At 68.5% G+C, this 20,024-nt stretch carries 13 protein-coding genes; 3 read left to right on the top strand and 10 right to left on the bottom strand.

All coding sequences use genetic code 11. The annotated features are described in order from the left end of the window. Positions 1–40 precede the first annotated feature (40 nt). The 5 genes from MLE43_RS11670 to MLE43_RS11640 all read right to left on the bottom strand — a co-directional run bounded on the left by MLE43_RS11670 (position 41) and on the right by MLE43_RS11640 (position 6,389). On the bottom strand, positions 41–1,663 hold the full coding sequence (locus MLE43_RS11670) for a SpoIIE family protein phosphatase (protein ID WP_275976206.1): 1,623 nt from the start codon (positions 1,661–1,663) through the stop codon (positions 41–43). 92 nt (positions 1,664–1,755) lie between these two features. Next, complete coding sequence (locus MLE43_RS11655) at positions 1,756–2,610, bottom strand: MBL fold metallo-hydrolase (protein ID WP_243304195.1); 855 nt, start codon at positions 2,608–2,610, stop codon at positions 1,756–1,758. Positions 2,611–2,618: 8 nt separating this feature from the next. Continuing rightward, a complete protein-coding gene (locus tag MLE43_RS11650; protein ID WP_243304193.1) occupies positions 2,619–4,682 on the bottom strand; it encodes an alpha-ketoacid dehydrogenase subunit alpha/beta in 2,064 nt (687 codons plus the stop codon). A 90-nt stretch (positions 4,683–4,772) separates the two neighbouring features. Beyond that, on the bottom strand, positions 4,773–5,774 hold the full coding sequence (locus MLE43_RS11645) for a sensor domain-containing diguanylate cyclase (RefSeq protein ID WP_243304191.1): 1,002 nt from the start codon (positions 5,772–5,774) through the stop codon (positions 4,773–4,775). A gap of 72 nt (positions 5,775–5,846) precedes the next feature. After that, positions 5,847–6,389, bottom strand: coding sequence for a NifU family protein (locus MLE43_RS11640; protein WP_243304189.1), 543 nt, complete (start codon positions 6,387–6,389; stop codon positions 5,847–5,849). 61 nt (positions 6,390–6,450) lie between these two features. On the opposite strand from MLE43_RS11640, the gene MLE43_RS11635 reads away from it, so the two are divergent. Genes MLE43_RS11635 through MLE43_RS11625 form a run of 3 tightly spaced genes read left to right on the top strand, consistent with a single transcriptional unit; the run spans position 6,451 to position 9,390 of the window. Then, positions 6,451–7,119, top strand: coding sequence for a Dph6-related ATP pyrophosphatase (locus tag MLE43_RS11635; protein ID WP_243304187.1), 669 nt, complete (start codon positions 6,451–6,453; stop codon positions 7,117–7,119). Continuing rightward, positions 7,116–8,609 (top strand): SDR family oxidoreductase, encoded by a 1,494-nt coding sequence (locus tag MLE43_RS11630; RefSeq protein ID WP_243304185.1) that lies wholly within the window; start codon positions 7,116–7,118, stop codon positions 8,607–8,609. Before MLE43_RS11635 ends, MLE43_RS11630 begins: the two co-directional genes overlap by 4 nt. A gap of 1 nt (position 8,610) precedes the next feature. Beyond that, a complete protein-coding gene (locus MLE43_RS11625; RefSeq protein WP_243304183.1) occupies positions 8,611–9,390 on the top strand; it encodes an inositol monophosphatase family protein in 780 nt (259 codons plus the stop codon). A gap of 74 nt (positions 9,391–9,464) precedes the next feature. On the opposite strand, the gene MLE43_RS11620 is transcribed toward MLE43_RS11625, so the two are convergent. The 5 genes from MLE43_RS11620 to MLE43_RS11600 all read right to left on the bottom strand — a co-directional run bounded on the left by MLE43_RS11620 (position 9,465) and on the right by MLE43_RS11600 (position 20,018). Beyond that, the gene (locus tag MLE43_RS11620; protein ID WP_243304181.1) at positions 9,465–12,041 is read right to left on the bottom strand and encodes a serine/threonine-protein kinase; all 2,577 of its coding nucleotides are present in this window, start codon (positions 12,039–12,041) and stop codon (positions 9,465–9,467) included. Positions 12,042–12,051: 10 nt separating this feature from the next. Then, positions 12,052–14,958, bottom strand: a complete 2,907-nt coding sequence (locus MLE43_RS11615) for a TonB-dependent receptor (protein WP_243304180.1) — start codon at positions 14,956–14,958, stop codon at positions 12,052–12,054. Positions 14,959–15,513: 555 nt separating this feature from the next. Further along, on the bottom strand, positions 15,514–17,559 hold the full coding sequence (locus MLE43_RS11610) for an OPT family oligopeptide transporter (RefSeq protein ID WP_243304178.1): 2,046 nt from the start codon (positions 17,557–17,559) through the stop codon (positions 15,514–15,516). Between the two features lie 16 nt (positions 17,560–17,575). Continuing rightward, complete coding sequence (locus MLE43_RS11605; RefSeq protein ID WP_243304176.1) at positions 17,576–19,354, bottom strand: M1 family metallopeptidase; 1,779 nt, start codon at positions 19,352–19,354, stop codon at positions 17,576–17,578. A 109-nt stretch (positions 19,355–19,463) separates the two neighbouring features. Then, positions 19,464–20,018, bottom strand: a complete 555-nt coding sequence (locus MLE43_RS11600; RefSeq protein ID WP_243304174.1) for a DUF2231 domain-containing protein — start codon at positions 20,016–20,018, stop codon at positions 19,464–19,466. Positions 20,019–20,024: the final 6 nt, after the last annotated feature.

Below are 20,024 nucleotides of genomic sequence, written 5' to 3'. Positions count from 1 at the left end.
CCCATCGGCTCATAGGGCCGGGCGCGCTCCCACGTTCCGTTCAGGACCGCCGGAGCAGCAGCAGCGTCCGATCATCGGCGAAGGGCGTGCCCTGGGCATGGGCCTCCAGCTCGGCCATGAGCTCGGCGTCCAGGGCCTCGACGGGCGCCGCTGCCCTCGCCATGAGGAAGGCCTTGAGCCGTTCCGGGGTGTATTCCTCATCCTTGGGATCGGCCGCCTCCGTGATGCCGTCCGTGTAGAGCGCCAGGAGCCCGCCCGGCGGCAGCAGGAAGGTGCCGGAGCCGTAGCCCTGGCCGGGCAGCATGGCCAGGGGGAGGCCCTGGGATTCCAGCTCCCGGCAGGGCTCGCCGGGAAGGAGGAGGAACCCGGGGTTGTGGCCGGCGTTGGTGTAGGTCACGAGGCCCGTGGCCGGGTCGAGCAGGGCGAGGAAGGCGGTCACGAACCGCCGGCCATCGGTATGCCGCGCCAGGGCCTTGGAGAGGTGGAAGGCGAGGGTTTCCGTCGAGACGTCCCGTCCGGCCCAGGCCTCGAGGAACGCGGCCAGGCTCGCCATGAGGAGCCCCGGGCCCAGGCCCTTACCGCTCACGTCCGCCAGGGCGATGAGCCAGCGGCCATCGCCGCGGGGCCACCACCCGAACAGGTCGCCGCTCACCTGGCGGCTCGGCAGGTTGGTCCCGTAGAGCTGGTAGCCCGGGATCTCCGGGGGGAAGCCGGGCAGCAGGCCCTGCTGGATCCGGCGGGCGAGGTCCAGCTCGTGATCCAGCTTCCGCCGGCTCAGCTCCGCCTCGCGGAGGCGGACCTGCTCGAGCTTGGCGGAGGCCAGGTGGGCGAAGGTGGTGGCGAGGCCCAGGTCCTGTTCGTTGAAGGACCCCCGCGGCGGGCGGGCATCGAGGTAGAGCAGGCCCAGCACGGTTCCCTCGTATTCCAGGGGGGTCAGGATCGCTGTGGTGATGCCGCTGAGCAGGATGGACGGGCTGGCCATGTCCAGGCCGAATTCCCGGAACAGCACCGCCTCCTTCCGCTCGAGGGCCGACTCCACCAGGCTGCGCGAGAGCAGGATGGGGGCCTGTCCCTCGTTCGCGCGGGACACCACCAGGCGGAGCTCGCCCGAGGCCTCCTTCATCAGGATCGCCGCCCGCCAGGGCGAGAGGAGCGTCCACAGCTGGTCCAGCACCTGGGTGAGCAGGGCATCCGCCGGGGCGTCCTTGATGAGCTCGAGGCTCAGCTCCTGCAGGGCCCGGATGACGGCTCCCGTCCGGTCCCGGTCCTGGGCCGGCGTCCAGGCCTTCCGCGCCTGGTCCAGGGACAGGACGAGACTCTGCTGGGAATCGATCTGGTCCTGGGCCTGGATCCGCACCTCTGGGCCCCGGGAGCCCTGGGTCACGCGGATCCGCACGGACCCCATGCGGATCTCCTCGCCGCCCTGCAGCGCGCGTGGGGCCTGGATCGGCTCATCGTTGACGAAGGTGCCGTTCCGGGACCCCAGATCCTCCAGGCAGGGCGTACCGTCCTGGAGCACGATGCGGGCATGCCTGCGGCTGAGACCGCCATCGAGGAAGACCACCTCGTTCTCGTGCGACCGCCCGAAGTGCCAGGCCCGACCATCCTCGCCCCTGAGGAGCAGAGGCGGACGGCCAGGGAGGAGGAGCGTCAGGGGGGTCATGGCGGCTGGCAGGATTGTGGGCCCTTTCGGGCTCCATCGCCATCGGACATGACGCTTTTTCCTGATGCGCGTCCAGGCCCAGGTGGAGGCTGCTAGACCTGGACGGGCACCACGGCGTACTTCCCCTTCGCGTCGCGGCTGACGGTGCCGGCGGGGAACTCGGGATCGTGCTCGAAGATGCAGACGGTGCCCGTGCCGGTCACCTCGTCGAGCAGCTTCTGGCGCTCGTTCACGCAGGTGACCACGTCGAGGTCGTAGCCCATGCACCAGGCCGGCTGGATGTGGCGGGCTGTGGGGATGAGGTCCGCCAGGTAGACGAGGCGCTTGCCGCCGCCCTCGACGATGACGTTCTGGAGGCCCTCGATGTGGCCGGGGGCGGGGCGCACGGAGATGCCGGGCAGCAGCTCGGCGATGCCGTCCACGGTGTCGAGCAGACCTGCGGCCTCCAGCGGCTCCCAGTTCTGGGGCAGGTAGCTGGCCTTCACGCGCAGGTGCGGGTGCTTCGCGTCCGCGAGGTCCTTCGCCTGCACCACGTAGCGGGCGTTGGGGAAGCTGGGGACGGGCTTGCCATCGGCGCCGAAGCGCGTGCTGCCGCCCGCGTGGTCGAAGTGCAGGTGGGTGAGGATGCAGAGGGTGATGTCGGCCGGCTGCACGCCGTGCTTGGCAAGGTTCACGTCCAGCACGCCCCGGCCCTCGAACTTGAAGCGGGCCATGAAGTCGTCGGTCTCCTTGTCGCCGTTCCCGTTGTCCACGAGGATGACGTGCCGCTTCCCGCCCACCTCGCCGCGGATCAGCAGACAGTTCGTGGCCATGAGGATCTGGTTCTCCTCGTCGGCGGGGTAGAGCTTGTTCCACACCACCTTCGGCACCGTGCCGAACATGGCGCCGCCATCCAGCCGGAAGGTGCCGCCGCTGACGATCTGGACGTCCCAGGGACCGAACTGCATGGAGACTCCTAGAAGGCGAGGACCTTGCGGGCGGCCGCCAGCACCTTGTCGGCGTTGGGGAGGATGGCGCGCTCGAGGATGCGGTTGAAGCCCACGGGCGTGAACTCGGAGCCCACGCGCTCCACGGGAGCGTCCAGCCAGACGAAGCACTCGGAGGCGCAGATGGCCGCGAGCTCGCCGCCGAAGCCGCCGAAGACCTTGTCCTCGTGGGCGATGAGCACGCGGTGGGTCTTCTTCACGGACTTCAGGATGGCGGGCAGGTCCAGGGGACTGAGGCTGCGGAGGTCGATCACCTCGGCGGACTTGCCTTCCTTCTCCAGCTTGGCGGCGGCATCCAGGGCGAAGTGGACCGGCGTGCCGTAGGCGAGGATGGTGAGGTCCGTGCCTTCGCGGCGGACGCGGGCCTTGCCGAAGGGCACGGCGAAGTCCGGCGGCACCACGGCGTGGGCCATCTTCGCGTTGTAGAGGAACTTCGGCTCGAGGTAGAGGGTGGTGCCGCGGCTGCGCAGGGCCGTGCGCAGCAGGCCCGCGGCATCGTCCGCGAAGGCAGGCACGACCACGCGGATGCCGGGCAGGGTGGTGAGCCAGCCTTCGACGTTCTGCGAGTGGTAGAGGCCGCCGCCGATGTAGCCGCCGGAGGCCAGGCGGATGGTGACGTTGGGGGCGAACTGGCCGTTGCTGCGCCAGTAGTCGTGGCTGCACTCGACGATCTGCTCGGCGGCGGGCCAGATGTAGTCGGCGAACTCGGCGCCCTCCACCACGACGCGGATCTTGTCGTCCAGGCGGGAGAAGCCGTTGGCGGTGCCGACGATGAAGTCCTCGGCGATGGGGGCGTTGAAGACGCGCTTCTCGCCGAACTCCTGCTGCATCCCCTTCGACACGTTGAAGATGCCGCCCTTCTCCTTGTTGGCCATGTCCTGGCCCCAGATGAAGGTGTCGGGGTTGAGGCGGAACTCCTCCTTCAGGGTCTGGTTGAGGGCCGTGATCACGCTGATGGGGCTGCCTTCGGCGTGGTGCGTGCCGTCTGGATACTGCGCGGAGATCCAGCCCTCGGGGATGACGAAGTCGTGGATGGTGGCGGGGTCGGGATTCGGGGCGGCCATGGCCTGGTCGTGGGCGGCCAGGTAGCGCGCCTGGTTCTCCGTTTCGATGGCCTTCAGCTCGTCTTCGCCGAGGCCGTGGGCCAGGCAGTAGGCGCGGAACTTGGGCAGGGGATCCTTGGCTTTGGCCTCGGCCCGCTCGGCGTCGTCGCGGTACAGCTCGTGGCGGTCCGAGTTGGAGTGGCTGCCGATGCGCACGCACATGGCGTAGACCATGGCGGGGCCCTGACCCGTGCGGACGTAGGCGATGGCCTCCGCCACGGCGCGCATGGAATCCAGGAGGTCCAGGCCGTCGCACTTGATGATCTTCAGGTTCGGGTAGCCGCTGAAGTTGTCGCAGATCTGGGCGTTGGCGCTCTGGTCGCGCTTGGGCACGGAGATGCCGTAGCCGTTGTCCTGCACGATGAAGACCACGGGCAGCTGCTCGCGGTCGGCGCCGTTGATGCTTTCGGAGCAGTAGCCTTCGGACAGCGAGGACTCGCCCTGGCTGCAGAACACCACGCTGTCGCGGCCGTAGTACTTGACGGCCCGGGCCAGGCCCACGGCGTGCTGGGTGTGATTGCCCGTGAGGCTGGACACGTTCTGGATGCCGATGGCGGGCTTCGCGAAGTGGTTGCTCATGTGCCGGCCGCCGCTGGCGGGGTCGGTGGCCTTGGAGATGCCGTTGAGGATGATCTCCTCGGGCGTGAGGCCGGCGGCGAGGCAGGTCATCATGTCGCGGTAGTACGGGAACAGGAAGTCCTGGCCGGCCCGGAAGGCCAGGCCCGCGGCCAGCTGGATGCCGTCGTGGCCCGCGCAGGGCGCGTGGTACGACCAGCCGATGGCCTGCTTGAGATAGTTCGGCGCCTTGTCGTCCAGCAGGCGCCCGAGGTGCATCAGTTCATACCAGTGGCAGAGATCCTCACGGCTCGGAGAGGCCGCGGCCTCCAGCTCGTTCTGGGTCGCTTTCACCAGGGTCGGAGTTTCCAACATCCACCTCCACGAGGCCGGAATCCACCGGCGGTACCAGAGCCCACCATCTTCCCATGGACCCGCCGGACGGGCCAGAGCGCAGGCCGCAGGTCATCCCCGCCGGCTGTTCCAGATCAACGCGGTACCTTGGCGATTGGCTTCGGTAAAGGCTTTGGCGGCGCGCGTCAAAGCCGACTTCAAGGTCATGTCGTCTTCACCCGGGAACCACAGGGTGGCGCCGGTGGGGTGTTCCCCGAGGATCCCGCGAAGCCGCGTGATCAGGACGTCTGCGCCCTCCTCGCTGGTGTGGGGCATGATCAGCAGGTACTGGTCCGTCGACAGTTCGATGAGCAGATCCTCGCCGCGCAGGCGTGAGGCGGCAGCGGCCAGCCGGCCCCGGGTGCCCGTGACCATGGGCTGGGACCAGATCGCCAGCGCGATGGGCTCCTTGCGGCGGCGGGCCATGAACAGCGAGGCGCGCAGCCAGATGTCGAGGTAGCGGCGGTTGGGCAGGCCGGAGCGCGCGCTCTGGAGGGCGCTGTCCTCCACGATGGCGCCGCTGAGTTCCAGGGCATCGAGGGCCCCGTGCAGCTCCTGCTTCATGGATTCGGATTCGAGGGTGCGGGCCATGAGATGACCCATCGCGCGGATCAGTTCCGTCTCAGCCCGGTCGAAGGGTTTGGGGGCGCGGTGCTGCACGCACAGGGTCCCGATCACGTTCTCGCCTTCCTTCAGGGCCACGCCGGAGTAGGCCCGGATGCCGAGTTCCAGATGACCCGGGCTCTTCCGCCACCGCGGTTCCAGGGCGGCATCCCGGATGGTGAGCGGCCGGTCCGGATGGGCCATGACCCAGGGGCAGAACCCCTTCTCCGGAGCCTCGAACACGCCGTTCATGTTGGCGCCGTCCGCCACGGCCCACCAGAAGACCTCGTAGCCCAGGCCGGTGACGCGGGTGAGCAGGGCCCGGTCGACGCCGAGGCGATCCACCAGCATGGCGAGGCCATGCTCGAAGAGCCGGGCCGGGTCCGTCCGGCTGGCGTTGAGCAGATCCGCCAGCGCGGCGAGGTGGTTCCCCTTGGCACTGCGACGCTTGACCGCCTTCCCAGGGCTCACGCATGTCTCCAGATGGTAACCCTAGGGTGCCGGACTTTTCCCACAGCGCAAGGGTCGAGGTGCAAAGCCGGTCTACCAGCTCACAACGCGAATGCTGGGACTCACTTCCTCCTGCAGCAGCCCCTCGATGTAGCGCAGGGTGCCGCTGGTGGAGGAGGGGCAGGAGCCGCAGGCGCCGTGGTAGCTGATCTGGAGGGTCTGGCCGTCGAAGGAGATGACCTCCAGGCCGCCGCCATCCCCGGCCAGGCCGGGACGGATGCGGGAGTCCAGCAGCTGATTGATGCGCTCCAGGGTGGCGTCGGCGTCCCCGCCGGGCGTCAGGGCCGTGTCGCCCGTGTCGTTCTCGGGGAGCTTCAGGTCCTCGATGGACTCGCAGATGGGATCGATGAGGTCGGTCCACTCGGCCGACGGGTCCTTGTTCACCGTGACGAAGCGGTCCATGTAGAACACGGAGGTCACCTTGCCCAGGGCGAAGAGCGCCGAGCCCAGCGGATCGCCCACGGCCGCGCCGAAATCCTTGAAGGATCGGGAGCCGGCCTTGAGGATGGCCGGGTGCACCAGGAACTTCAGGGCGTCCGGGTTCGGGGTGGGCTCGATGTTGATGACCTTGGGCATGGAGGGCTCCCAACAAAGTTTACCAAATTCGTCAGGATTTTCGAGCCGTATCCTTTGGGGGATGATTCGACCCAAGGCTCTCCTGAGTTGGTCCAGCGGCAAGGACGCCGCTTGGGCCCTGCATGTCCTCCGGCAGGCCAGCGAGGTGGAGGTGGTCGGGCTGCTCACCACCACGAACGCCGCCTTCGACCGGGTGGCCATGCACGGCGTGCGGGCTTCCCTGCTGGAGGCCCAGGCCGAGGCCACGGGCCTGCCCCTCTGGAAGGTGCCGCTGCCCTGGCCCTGTCCGAACGAGGCCTACGAGGCCCTCATGGCCGAGGCCTGCGCCCGGGCCGTGGCCGAGGGGATCGGGGCCATGGCCTTCGGGGACCTGTTCCTGGAGGACGTGCGGGACTACCGCATCCAGAAGCTGGCCGGCACGGGCCTGAGGCCCCTCTTTCCCATCTGGAACTCGGACACGGCCGCCCTGGCCCAGGCCATGGTCGCCGCGGGCCTGAAAGCCACCCTGACCTGCGTGGACCCCCGGGCCCTGGACCCGTCCTTCGCGGGCCGGGCCTTCGACGCCCAGCTCCTGGCGGACCTGCCGGCCCCGGTGGACCCCTGCGGCGAGCGGGGGGAGTTCCACACCTTCGCCTGGGACGGGCCCATGTTCCGCCACCCCGTGCCAGTCCGGCGGGGCGAGGTCGTGGAACGGGACGGGTTCGTCTTCGCGGATCTGGCGCCCGCATGAGCCCGCAGGCCACGGGCGCGAGCCTGATGGATCCCGGCAAGCCGCTCATCCTGGTGACCGGCGCCACGGGCTACATCGGCGGACGCCTGGTGCCCCGCCTGCTGGCGGCGGGCCACCGCGTGCGCTGCATGGCGCGCAACCCCGACCGCCTGGCGGGCCGTCCCTGGCCGGGCGTGCAGACGGTGAAAGGGGACGTGAGCGACCCGGCCTCCCTGGCGGTGGCCCTGGAGGGCGTCTCGCAGGCCTACTACCTGGTCCACGCCATGAGCGAGGACCGGCCGGACTTCCGCGACCGGGACCTGGGCCATGCCCTGGTCTTCGCGGCGGCCTGCGCCCAGGCTGGCGTGCAGCGGATCATCTACCTGGGCGGCCTGGGGGATCCCACCCGCCAGCGCAGTGAGCACCTGGCCAGCCGGCAGGAGGTGGGCGGGGCCCTGGGGTCCACCGGTGTGCCGGTGCTGGAGTTCCGGGCGGCGGTGATCGTGGGCAGCGGCAGCGCCAGCTTCGAGATGATCCGCCACCTGACGGAGCGCCTGCCCGTCATGATCACGCCGCGCTGGGTGAACACGCGCTGCCAGCCCATCGGCGTGCGCAACGTGCTGGGCTACCTCACGGAGGCCCTGGAGCATCCGGAAGTGTCCGGTATCTTCGAGATCGGCGGCCGCGACGTCCTCGACTACCGGCGGATGATGCTGGGCTACGCCGAGGCCCGGGGCCTGCGCCGCTACATCATTCCCATGCGCGTGCCGCTGCCGATCCTGTCGGCCCTGTGGGTGGACCTGGTCACGCCCATCCCCCTGGTGCTGGCCAAGCCCCTGATCGAAGGCATGACCACGGAGGTGGTGGTGCGCGATCCCCGGGCCCTCGAGGTGTTCAAGGTACGGCCCATGGCCTACAAGGAGGCGCTGGCGCTGGCGCTGCAGCGCCTGGACGAGGATGCGGTGGAGACCACCTGGGCCACGAGCCTGTTCCGCGAGCAGGAGGAGGAGGTCCTGGGCTCCCACGAGGGCATGTTCCTGGAGCGCCACCACCGGCACGTCAAGGCCCCACCCCAGGTGGTGTTCGAGACCTTCTGCGCCCTGGGCGGCGAGAATGGCTGGCCCGCCGGCAACTGGCTGTGGCAGATCCGGGGGATCCTGGACCGGGTCTTCCGGGGGATGGGCATGCGCCGCGGCCGGCGCCACCCCCGGCAGCTGCGCGTGGGCGATCCGGTGGACTTCTGGCGGGTGGAGGCCCTGGAGGAGGACCGCCTCCTGCGGCTCCGCTCCGAGATGAAGCTGGACGGCCATGCCTGGCTCCAGTTCACCGTGCGGCCGGAAGGGGCCGGCTCGCGCCTGGAGCAGACCGCCTTCTTCGAGCCCCACGGCCTCCTCGGGCTGGTCTACTGGTACGCGATGCTGCCCTTCCACCTCTTCGTCTTTCCCGGCATGATCCGGGCGCTGAAGAGGCGGGCGGAGGCGGCCATGACAGAATCGAGGCCGGGAGCCTGACATGTATGACGCGCAACGGGATGCCTGCCTGGCCGCGGCCCAGGCCGGGGGGAAGGTGCTGCTGGGCTACTTCCGGAAGCTGGACCCGGCCACCATCACCGAGAAGACCAAGAACGACGTGGTGAGCGAGGCCGACCGCGCCGCCGAGGCCGCCATCCATGCCGAGCTGGACTTCCGCTTCCCCCAGTACGGCTTCGTGGGCGAGGAGGGTGGAGCCTCAGGTGATGCCCAGCGCCGCTGGATCGTGGATCCCCTCGACGGCACCCTGAACTTCGTCCAGGGCTTCCCCCACTGGTGCGTCTCCGTGGCCCTGTGGGACGCCGAGGGCCCCGTGGTGGGCTGCGTGCTGGACCCCCTGCGAAACGACTGCTTCCTGGCCGTGCGGGGCATGGGCGCGACCTGGAACGGTCAGCCCATGCACGTGTCCCAGCAGGCGGGCCTGGATGGCGCCTTCCTGGCCACGGGCTTCGCCTTCCAGCTGGGCGAGCGCTGGCCCGCCTTCAATGCCGCCCTTAGTCGTGTGTTCCCCAGAGCCAAGGGCATCCGCCGGGCCGGTAGCGCCGCCCTGGACCTGGCCCACGTGGCCTGCGGCATCTTCGACGGCTACTTCGAGCTGGGCCTCAAGCCCTGGGACATCGCTGCCGGCGCCCTGCTGGTGCAGGAGGCCGGCGGCATGATCACAGACTGGGAAGGCGGGCAGGGCTGGTTCGAGAGCGGGAGCCTGGTGGTGGGGAATCCCCGAGTGCAGCAGGCGTTGCGGGCCTGTTTGCACCAGGCCTAGGCTGCATCGAGGGAAAGGCGCTCCGTTTTGCGCTGGAGGCGGAGGTGCGTGGGTCCGCCCCCCGGGGAGAACAGCTAGTCAACCGGCTTGATCAGATCCTCGAAGGGGGGGTATCCACGGAACTTGCGGAAGTCCTCATCGTGGGTCAGGACGATGGCCAGGTTCGAGCCGCCCATCACAGCCTGGCGGAGGAGTTCGACCATCTGCTCCTTCTGCCCGAGTGCAGCCAGGACGCAGGCACGTTCGAACGGATGGCCGGGCATCGCTCCGGGCCGCGGTGGAAGTGCAGCCAGCTGCGCGTCCACCGCACGGGCCTCGGCGACCGCACCGAGTTCCGCCAGGAGCATGCCCCGATCGGAGAGCGGATCCGGATTGCCGGGATCCTTTGCCAGCCGGGCGTCCACCAGGGCCAGCGCCTCCTTCTGCCGCCCCAGAATGCGGAGCATGTGGATGGTGTCGCCCCACAGCCGCGGGTCCGCCGAAGGGGGATGGCGATCGAGGAATCGCGCCGCCCAGCGCCGGCCCTCCTCCTCCCTGCCGTGGGCATGGAACTCCGAGGCGGCGACGGCCTCCAGGGCCCGGGGGGGGCCGGCCAGCCCACGGCTCGGCTTGACGAGGCTGCCGGCCTGGACCGCCTGCTCCACCTCCGCCACCCGGCCCATGGCCGCGAGCGCCCCAATTTCCCGTATGCGGAAGAAGGTGTTGTCCAGCACCACCGTCATGCCTTTGCGGGCCAGCCGGAGTTCCTCCTCGTACTCTCCCCGCTGGTGCAGGATCCTCCCCATGGGGAGGGCGATCCATCCAGCGAACCAGCCCTCCCAGACCATCGACGAATCCATGATTGGCCTGAATTCCCGAAGCGCGCTGCCATCGTGGTGCAGGTTCAGGTACAGGTTCCCCAGGTCGTAGTGGAGCGAATCGAAATCGCCGCAGGCCGCACGGACATCCAGCAGGGCTTTGACGCCTTCCGCGGGCCGGTTCTCGGCTCTGGCCCGGAAGTAGCGCAGGTAGCCGCGCTCCGCGAACGTGTAGCCGGAGCTGCGGGGTTCGATCTCGTCGAGCAGGGCCCGCGCCTCCTCAGCGCGCTTGGGTGTAGCGATGTAGGCGAGCAATACCTGGATGGCGTCGAATCCGTCCGGGTCGCTTTCCAGGAGCTTGCGCAAGGCGGCAATGGTCCCTTCGGGATCGGCATTGAACTGCTCGTAGTACTTCTTCGACTGCAGCCAGGTGTCCAGGCGGGGTGCTCGCCAGGTGCCGAACCTGGCCCCGCTGTTGTCGCAGAGGGACACGGCCAATGCCCCAGCCAGGTACTGCCTGAGCTCTTTCATCGCGACGGTGGGGTCCTCTGCCGGTGCCTGCCATGGCCCGAGGGAATAGATGGTCGTGCCTGTCCAGGGATCCTCGAGCCGGGCCTGGAACACCAGGTCCCGGCCGCGCCGCGCGTAACTGCCGGTCGCAACCAGCCTCGCGTGCGCGGCCTCTGCCAGCCGGTGCGTGTCACGTCCCCCCGGGGTCACGGCCAGCTTCAGGCTCTGGACCTTCTCGAGGTCCTGGCGGACCAGGTCCGCGGCCTGCTGGCCCAGATCGTCCAGGGAAGGGTCCCCGGTCCGGTTCTCCAGGGGCAGGACAAGCGCGAGGTGATCGTCCCATCTGGGCGCGGCAGGCACCCAGGGGCGCCACCACAGGAGGAGGCCGAGGACTGCGGTCAGTGCCACTGCGGCGGCGGGCAGCCGTCCCCTGCGGGGCAGCCGCAGGCGGGCCCGCAGCCCGGACGGGGACCGGAGGACCGGCGTGCCCTCCTCGGTCGTCATGGCCGCCAGTGCCGCCTCAAGCTCACCGTCGCTCCTGTAGCGCTTGGCGGGGTCCTTCGCCAGGCAGCGGTGGACGATCGCGGTGAGACCCGCCGGGATGCCGGTCGCCAGGCTTTCCAGCGGCACTGGCTCGTCCCGTACGATCGCCGCCAGCGTCTCCGCCACCGAATCGCCGGAGAAGGGGCGCCTCCCGGCAAGCATCTCGTAGAGCACCACGCCGAGGCTGAACTGATCGGACGCGAATCCCACGGGCTTCCCGGTCGCCTGCTCGGGGCTCATGTAGAACACCGTTCCCACCACCATCCCGGTGCCGGTCTCGAGAGTCATCGCCGCGGTTGGCTCCTCCCCCATGTCGCTGCGCTTGGCCAGGCCGAAGTCCAGGATCTTCACCACGCCGTGCCGGGTGAGGAAGAGGTTCTCGGGCTTGAGGTCCCGGTGGATGATCCCCCGCTCGTGCGCTGCCGCAAGTCCTGCGGCGGTTTGCCTCCCCAGTTCCGCGATGCGCGCCACCGTCAGCGGACCCTGGTCCATCAACTCGCGCAGGGTCGATCCCTGGAGCAACTCCATGACCAGGAAGGGCGAGCCCTCGTGGGTACCGAGTTCATAGATCGTGAGGATGTTCGGGTGGTTCAGCGCGCTCGCCGCACGGGCCTCCCGCTCGAAGCGCCGAAGCCGCTCAGCATTCTCGGCGAAGGTCGCCGGGAGGACCTTGATCGCCACCTCTCGCCCGAGCTTCGGGTCATAGGCGCGGTACACCTCGCCCATCCCGCCCTTGCCCAGCAACGCGAGCACGCGATACGGACCGAGGAACGTGCCGATGGGAAGATTTTGAGCGGACATCTTCCTCCCCTCAGAAGCTCAGGGACAGACCCCAGCGCAGGTTGCGGCCTGTGAGCCAAGCCCAGGGCTGGCGCCAAGTAGGGTTGCCTTCCGGGTAGGGGTAATTCCCCCAGGCCTTGTTCTCGTCCACGCCAGTGACCGTCAGCTTGTTGAACAGGTTGAACACGTCCAAGGAGGGCGTGACCTTGACTCGGCGGAAGCGCATCTCATAGCGCAGGTTGAGATCGCATACGACCTGGGTGGGCAGGCGGCCGTGGTTGCCGTACCTGCCGTCGATGGGGTGCGCCGGCCCGTAGCCGCCGAAGTCGTTGGTGCCGTCCCAATCCGTGCTGGGAATGCCGCTCACCAGCCGGGAGAAGGTGCCGACCGTGAATGTGTGGCCGAACAGCGGGAGGCTCTTGGTAGCGAGCAGCTTCAGGCTGTGGGTGTGGTCCAGGGGCAGGAGGCCCACGCCCACATAGGGCCAGTAGTCGTAGGTGAAGGACAGGTTCGCGTTGGCCTGGAACTGCACGGCCAAGCCCTCGTAGGAACCCTCGAAGCGGCTGCGCGTGTAACTGAGCTCGAGGCTGTAGTCGGGGCCGTGCTTGGCCAGGGTGAGGTCGAGGGCTCGGTAGAGGTTGTAGGCGGTGGGGAAGACGTCGTTCACCCACACGTTGAGCGCGCCGGGGTCACTGTGCAGGGCATTGTTCCGCCAGCGCACGGTGGCGCCGGCCTTGGGGTTCCAGAGGATCGAGAAGCCTTCACCATCGATGGGCTGGCCCTCCCTGTCCGTGGGCACCGAATCCTCGATGACATTGGTCAGCTTGCGCCAGCGGAAGTGAACCCCGGCGTACCAGCCGCCATCGAAGAGGTGGTCGTAGCCGAGGGTGTACTCATCGCGCCGGGGCAGCTGGATGCCTTCGGCGATGGGCGGCCGTGTTCCCCAGTGGGCGGAGTAGTCGTTGATCGGCAACGGCTGGAGCCCGGGGATGCCGTCCGGTGGGCCCGTGATGGCCCAGGCGCGGGTGGCGAGGTCGTAACTGGACTGGGCCGGACTGTAGGATTCCAGGTAGTTGCTGTACCCGCCACCGGAGGCCATGACCGGGTTGAGGGGGATCTGCTCGTAGTAGCGGCCATAGCTCCCGCTCAGCTTGCGGTGGCCGTCACCCTTCAAGTCCCACGTGAAGCCGATGCGTGGCTGGGTGACGTCCTTGGCCCTGGTGAACTTGAAGAAGGTGCTGCCCTGGCTGTCCCGCAGCTCCTGGCTCTCGTAGCGCAGACCGTACTTCAGGCGGAAACCCGGCCGAACCTCCCAGGTGTCCTGGATGTACAGGGCAGAGTAGTCGCCCGTGGCTCGGGAATCACGCGTGTAGAAGGTGCGCACCAGGCCACGGAACTGGTACTGGTTGGGGCCGGAGTTGAACTGGTAGATGTCGATGGTGTAGCCACCGGTGGTCCGGCTCTGCTGGATCCATTCCGGGAGGGTGCGGCTGAATCCGGCCTTCAGCGCGTGGCTGTCCCATATCCAGAGGAGGTCCGCCCGGATCTGCCGGGTGGCGATGGTGTTCTTCATGGTGTAGGTTCCCAGGCCTCCATACTGGAAGGCCGTGCCGGCAAGGGTTGCCAGAGGCAATGGCGATCCATCCCAGGGGCCCAGAGGGCTGTAGTACATGCGGTCCCACACGCGGACCTCGCCGCCGTCCGTGGGTGTCCGATTCAGTTCGAACCGGGACCGGCCGGCCTTCACGGCCAGCAGCACGGTTGAGCTGATGGTCCAGTCCCAATTGAGATTCAGGTTCCGGGTGCGGTCGTGGACGGCGGCCCCGAGTTGGGCAGTGCCGTTGGGCGTGGGATAGCGGTTGTCCTGGCCCTGGTCGCGGTTGCGGTCCTGGAGCACGAAGGTCAGCTGATGGTCCGGGTGCGGGAACCAATTCAGCTTGCCGTACAGATTGCGGGTTTCGTCCTTCGGTGGGTCGGACTTGAGGCCTTGGTTGTTGGGGCTCACCGAGGCCGGGTCGGGCTCCACCCGGTTGAAGTTCCCGCCGAGGAAGTAATACAGCCGATTCTCATGCAGGGGGCCGCCGACGGTGAAGGTGGTGTCCCAGGTCCGCTGCGGATCGTTGGGTCTCAGCTGGCCCACGACCGGGTTGTACTTCGGGCGCGCCTGCAGCTGCGGCAGGGTCGAGGTGTAGGCCAGGGAGCCGGCGAAAGTGTTGGTGCCCTGTTTGGTGACGGCCACCACGACACCGCCGAGCGCCGAATACTCCGGGGCAAAGCCGCCGGTCTGAACCTCCACCTGGTCGACCCATTCCTTGGGCAATGCGGCACCCTGAAAGCCGGTGCGGAAGTCGTTGGTCACCAGGCCGTCGAGCAGGTAGAGGTTTTCCAGGGAAGACGCGCCGCTCACCGAAGGGTTGCCATTCCAATTGGTGGTGCCGGTACCCGTGAAACCCGAATCCTCCACCCCGGGCCCGAGCATGAGCAGGTCGCTCAAGTCCCGGCCGGTGGGCAACCGCTCAAGGTCGTGGGCGGTCAAGCTGGAGCCCTGGGTGTTCGTGCTCAGATCCACCTGCAGGGCCGTGTCCACAACCTCGACCCGCGCCTGTCCCAACGGTGCCAGCTTGACTTTCACAGGGTGGGCATTGTCGGTGGTGACGGTGAGGGGCAGGGACAGGGTGGTGTAGCCGGCCAGAGTGAACTCCAGGATCCAGTTGCCGGGGTTGAGCAGGGCGAGATGGAACCCGCCCTTCTGGTCCGAGGTGGTCGTTCGCTGGATTTGCGGAGAGGTCGCACAGATCCTGGCGCCCGCCAGAGGCGTACCTCTGGTGTCACACACCAGACCGGTGATTGCCCCAGTGGTGGACGTCTGTCCCCGCAGCGGCGGATCGGCGATCAGCAGAAGAGAGATGAAGTAGCTGGCGGACCGGGGGGACAACATGTTGCCTCCCTTGGTGCTTTGCGAGCCGGATCAGGAGGGTGGGGTGGATTAAGAAGATAGATAGTTTAGCGATGGGTCGTCTTTTTCAAGGGAAAAGATACCCGCGTCGTCAATGCGTCCAGGCTGGCCTCACGTCCGACGATTCGATCGTGCGACTTCAGCCCTTTCATCAGGTGCACCCCGAAGAACTCGCTTCGTCGCTGCAACCGCCGCCAGTATGTCACCCCGCCTCTGCAGCCATCTCGCCCTCACCAGGCCGGTGGTCGTTTGGGTGGACCGGGAAGGCAAGGCCAACATGGCTAATGGTTTCCAGACCATCGCATTCAAGTGCGGATCCTCCCCCCCGGGGCATGGGGAACCACGCAAGCTGGTCCTTCTTTCCCAGTCCTCCACGATGGGAGGGGATAGGGCCAACCACGACAAGACCGGCTACCCCGGCTCCGATTCGGACAGCCTGGCGTTCAGCCGGTTGAAGCTCTAAACCGGTCACTCGCGGATGAGGCCTCAGCCTTCATCCGCGAGCGACCGTACCTCTGGGTTCGGCCATTCGCCGCCTCAGGCCTCGCCCTTGGCCCGGCGGCTGTAGACGACGACGTAGAGGCACAGGGCCACCAGAGCGGCGAGCCCGAGCCACTCGCCCAGGGCGCCTTCGGCCTGGTGCGCGGTGAGGATGGGGAAGCCCTCGGTCCACTTCAGCTTCACGAAGCTGGCCACCACGCCCATGATGGCGCCGCCGGCCATGAGGCCGCTGGCGATGAGCACGCCGCGGTTCTCGCGGGCCTTGGCGTCGGCTTCACTGGTGCCGGCCTTGGGTCGGTTCACCCAGTGGGCCAGCAGGCCGCCCAGGAACAGCGGGGTGTTCAGCTCGATGGGGAGGTACATGCCCAGGGCGAAGCCCAGGGCGGGCAGCTCCACCATGCGCAGCACGATGGAGAGCATCACGCCCAGGCCGAAGGCATACCAGCGCAGGGGCATGGACACGGTGCCGAAGATGCCTTCGAGGATGGCCTTCATGGCGCTGGCCTGGGGCGCTGGGATGGAGGTGCCCAGGGCCATGGTGCCGTCCAGGTTCACCTGCTTGGCCATGAGCCACATGGCGATGCCCGTGAAGAGGGCCGCGACGAAGGTGCCCACGAACTTCCAGCCGATCTGCCGGGCGGGCGTGGCGCCGATCCAGTGGCCGATCTTGAGGTCGGTGCTGAAGGCGCCCGAGGCCGCCAGGGCCGTGCAGACGATGCCGCCCACCATCATGGTGAGGAACATGCCGTAGCCGCCCGTGAAGTTCAGCTTGAGCATCAGCACGCCCGTGATGACGAGGGTCAGCATGGTCATGCCGCTGATGGGGTTGGTGCCGATGGTGGCGATGGCGCGAGCCGCCACGGGCGCGAAGAAGAAGGAGATGACCATCACCACGAGCGTGGCGGTGAGGGCCGGCATCAGGGCCTGCTTGATGCCCAGGCCGAAGCTGAGGAAGGCCATGGTGCCCACCATGCTGGTGACGAGGCCCACGGCGATCATGGAGCCCGCCAGGCTGCGCTCCGTCCGGACGGCCGTCCGGGGGGATTCGACCGCGGCGTCGCGGTTCATGAGGGCCTTCATGTTGCTGATGATGCTGCGGATCATGTTGGGCATGGAGGCCAGCACGCCCATGACCCCCGCGCCGGCGATGGCGCCCACGCCCACGATGCGGATGTAGGAGAAGAACACCTGTTCCGGCGTCATGTCGGCGATGAGCTTGGTGCCGGGGGCCACGACCAGGGGCACATACTGGCCGATGGCGTGGAAGAGGGGCACCAGCACGAACATGCTGAAGAACGAGCCCGCAGCGATCACGGCGGAATACTTCAGGCCGATGATGTAGCCGATGCCGAGCGTGGCGGCGCTGTTCAGGAAGTTGAAGGACATGAACTTGTCGCGCAGCGCCCGGCCGACCCAGACGTGCTCCAGCCGCAGGTATTCACCCATGCCGCGGAAGATCGAGGTGATGCCGTCGTAGGCGGCGCCGATGCCGGCGGCGACGGCCAGCTCCTTGGCCTGGTTGCCAGCCTTCTCGCCGGTCACGAGGATCTCGGCGGTGGCGGTGGCTTCGGGCCAGGGGAAGATGCCGTGGTTCTCCACCATGAAGTGGTGGCGCAGGGGCACGAGGAACAGGATGCCGATGCAGCCGCCCAGGAAGCTCACCAGCACCACCTGCCAGAGCGTGGGTGTGGGCACGCCGCTGCCGGGCGTCTGGGCCAGGATGTAGAGGGCGGGGATGGTGAAGGCTGCGCCGCTCACCACGTGGCTGCTGTTGGCGCCGATGCTCTGGACGATGACGTTCTCCAGGATCGTGTTCTTGCGGGGGAAGAAGCGCGAGAGGCCCACGGCCAGGATGGCGATGGGGATGGCGGCCTCGATGCCCTGGCCCAGCTTCAGGGCCAGGTAGGCGGCGGCCATGCTGAAGATGGCGCAGAAGATGAGGCCCATGGTGATGGCCCGGGGCGTGGTCTCCGGTACGCCGTCCTGGGGCACCAGTGGGATGTAGGCCTCGCCGGCATTCAGCGGCCGCCGCGCGTTGGCGGGCAGCCCCTTGATCTCCTGGGGTTCGGATCCGTGGGGCATGGGTGGCTCCTGGGCGCTAGGCGGGATAAGACTCGAGCACGGATGCCACCACGCGGCGCGACAGGCCGTGGTAGCCGGGACTGGCGGCGGCGAAGATCTCGCGGGCCAGGGCGCGGGTGCGGGCGTGCTGGCCCAGGGCGCCGTAGAGGGGCCGGAGGTACTTCATGCGGCCCACGCGGGCCAGGACTTCGCGGATGCGGGGGAAGGCCGGCTCGTACTCGGCGGCTGCGGCCAGGGTCAGCCACTCCACGAGGATCTCGTGGTTGCCCCGGCCCATGAGCTGGAGGTGGCCATCCAGCCAGGCGCAGTCGGCCTGGGAGAGCTGGCGGGGCAGCTTCTGGAGGTAGACCTGCAGCTCCGCGGGGGTCCAGGCTGCGATCTGCTGGGGGGTGGGCCGGCCGCCGAGGGCCCAGCTTTCGGCCAGGGCCGTGAGGCCATCCAGCTGCGCGCTACGGAACTGGGGGGCGGTGGCGGGCATGCCGGGCTCGTCCAGGTAGGCCTTGGCGTTCACCGCCTTCAGGGCGCCCGGCAGCTGCTCGTCCACGAAGGCGCAGAACTGCTCGGTGGTGATGGAGGTGAAGCGGAAGGCGTCCATGTACTCGCGGATGAAGCGCTGGAAGCGCGCCTCGCCCGCTTCGCGCTCCAGGGCGGCCACCAGGCGGGCGCCCTTCTCGTAGGGGATGCTGGAGAAGGCGTCGTCGGGATCGATGCCTTCCAGGTGCAGGCGCAGGACGGTGAGGTGGGGTTCCTTCTGGAAGCGCTCCAGGCTGTCCTCCAGGGCCTTCTGGCCCGTGGCCCAGCCCAGGGCCGCGGCGTCGTCACCGTGGAGGGTGCGCAGGATCTTGCGCTCGGCCCAGACGGTGAATCCTTCGTTCAGCCAGAAGTGCTCCATGCTGGCGTTGGTGACGAGGTTGCCGGTCCAGCTGTGGGCCAGCTCGTGGGCCACCACATCCACCAGGCTGCGGTCCCCCGCCAGCAGCGTGGGCGTGAGGAAGGTCATGCGGGGGTTCTCCATGCCGCCGTAGGGGAAGGAGGGCGGCAGGACGAGCATGTCGTAGCGGTCCCAGGGATAGGGCCCGAAGAGCCCCTCGGCCTTGACGATCATCTCCTCCACGCCCGCGAACTCCCAGGCGGCGGCCTCCACCGTCTCGGGCTCGGCCCACACGCGGCTGCGGGGGCTCAGGTCGCGGGCTTCCAGCCGTCCCACGGCCAGGGCCAGCAGGTACGAGGGGATGGGTTGGGGCATGGTGAAGCGGAAGACATGGCGGCCGTCCCCGGTGGCTTCATCCCCATCGGGGCCCGCGGACATGACGGCCGTGAGGCCCTCGGGCACGGTGACCTCGGCCTGGTACGAGACGCGGGCGATGGGCGTGTCCTGGCAGGGCACCATGGTGCGCGCGTGGATCTGCTGGCACTGGCTGAAGAGGTAGGGCGCCACCTTGCCCTCGGTCTGCTCCGGATCCAGCCACTGGAGGGCCATGGCGTCCGGGGCCGTGCGGTAGGTGATGGCCACTTCCTGCGTGCCCGTGGGCGCCGTCACCCGGAGGCGGCTGCCGAGGATGGGATCCGCCTCGCCCAGCTCCCAGGGGATGGGGCCCTGGCCGGGCACCTGGACGGCGTGGATCTCCAGGCCCTTGGTGTCCAGGTCCAGGATCCCCGACACGGGGCCGCCGAACTCGATCGCGACCTCGCCCTCGATGCGCTTGGCGGTGAAGTCCACCCCCAGCTTCAGCCGCAGGCGCCGGGCCTTCGGCTGGGCAGCATCGTAGTAGGAATGCGGATCGGGGCGGGACATGGGGACCTCGGGGAACCCGCCATCATCCCACAGGGCGCGGATCGGCAAGCGTCACAACTAAGAGGCCCCGCGAGCGGGGCCTCTGTAAGGGAAAGGGGGTGCTGGATGGTCAGTGATCGTCACGCTCGTGGGATTCCTCCCGGTGTGTCTCCGGGCTCGGCGCTGCAGCATCCGGCCCCGTGGCGGCCACGATCGAACGGACGCCGAATTCGTGGACCAGCCGCCCTCCTTCATGGGCCACCCGAGTCAGTTGGCCCAGGCCGATGAGGTAGGCGAACAGGAACACCACCGACACGGTCTGCCGGAGCCAGGCCTTGGGCTCCCGTTTGAGCACGAGGGGGACGAGCACCAGAATCGCGAAGGCGAGGGTGAGGAAACTGAACACGACCTGCCCGGTCTCCGCCAGGGATTCATGGCGCTCCAAGGCGGCGGTGATCTGCGGCGTGCGTTCCGCCAGCTGGCCGGCGGCCTCCCCGGTGGCCGCCGCCAGGAACAGGCTGAGGGTCCCGAGCACCATCAAGACCAGGGCCGCCAGGAACCAGCCCTCCCGGGCCCGGCGCCAGAAGATCGCCGCCACGATGAAGAGGGGCGCGACATAGAGCAGTGCGATCGGGAAATGGATGATCAGGGGATGGAGGCTGGTCCAGGCGGGGATGGGAGGCATGGTGAC

It is taken from the genome of Geothrix oryzisoli (genome assembly GCF_022808865.1).
Classification (GTDB): Bacteria; Acidobacteriota; Holophagae; order Holophagales; family Holophagaceae; genus Geothrix; species Geothrix oryzisoli.
The sequence above is the reverse complement of the archived record's forward strand: the minus strand, read 5'-3'. Positions and strand labels throughout refer to the sequence as shown.

Coding starts and splice junctions, on each gene's coding strand:
- MLE43_RS11670 (WP_275976206.1), bottom strand. CDS start 1,663: ATGACCCCCCTGACGCTCCTCCTCCCTGGCCGTCCGCCTCTGCTCCTC.
- MLE43_RS11655 (WP_243304195.1), bottom strand. CDS start 2,610: ATGCAGTTCGGTCCCTGGGACGTCCAGATCGTCAGCGGCGGCACCTTC.
- MLE43_RS11650 (WP_243304193.1), bottom strand. CDS start 4,682: ATGTTGGAAACTCCGACCCTGGTGAAAGCGACCCAGAACGAGCTGGAG.
- MLE43_RS11640 (WP_243304189.1), bottom strand. CDS start 6,389: ATGCCCAAGGTCATCAACATCGAGCCCACCCCGAACCCGGACGCCCTG.
- MLE43_RS11635 (WP_243304187.1), top strand. CDS start 6,451: ATGATTCGACCCAAGGCTCTCCTGAGTTGGTCCAGCGGCAAGGACGCC.
- MLE43_RS11630 (WP_243304185.1), top strand. CDS start 7,116: ATGAGCCCGCAGGCCACGGGCGCGAGCCTGATGGATCCCGGCAAGCCG.
- MLE43_RS11625 (WP_243304183.1), top strand. CDS start 8,611: ATGTATGACGCGCAACGGGATGCCTGCCTGGCCGCGGCCCAGGCCGGG.
- MLE43_RS11620 (WP_243304181.1), bottom strand. CDS start 12,041: ATGTCCGCTCAAAATCTTCCCATCGGCACGTTCCTCGGTCCGTATCGC.
- MLE43_RS11615 (WP_243304180.1), bottom strand. CDS start 14,958: ATGTTGTCCCCCCGGTCCGCCAGCTACTTCATCTCTCTTCTGCTGATC.
- MLE43_RS11610 (WP_243304178.1), bottom strand. CDS start 17,559: ATGCCCCACGGATCCGAACCCCAGGAGATCAAGGGGCTGCCCGCCAAC.
- MLE43_RS11605 (WP_243304176.1), bottom strand. CDS start 19,354: ATGTCCCGCCCCGATCCGCATTCCTACTACGATGCTGCCCAGCCGAAG.
- MLE43_RS11600 (WP_243304174.1), bottom strand. CDS start 20,018: ATGCCTCCCATCCCCGCCTGGACCAGCCTCCATCCCCTGATCATCCAT.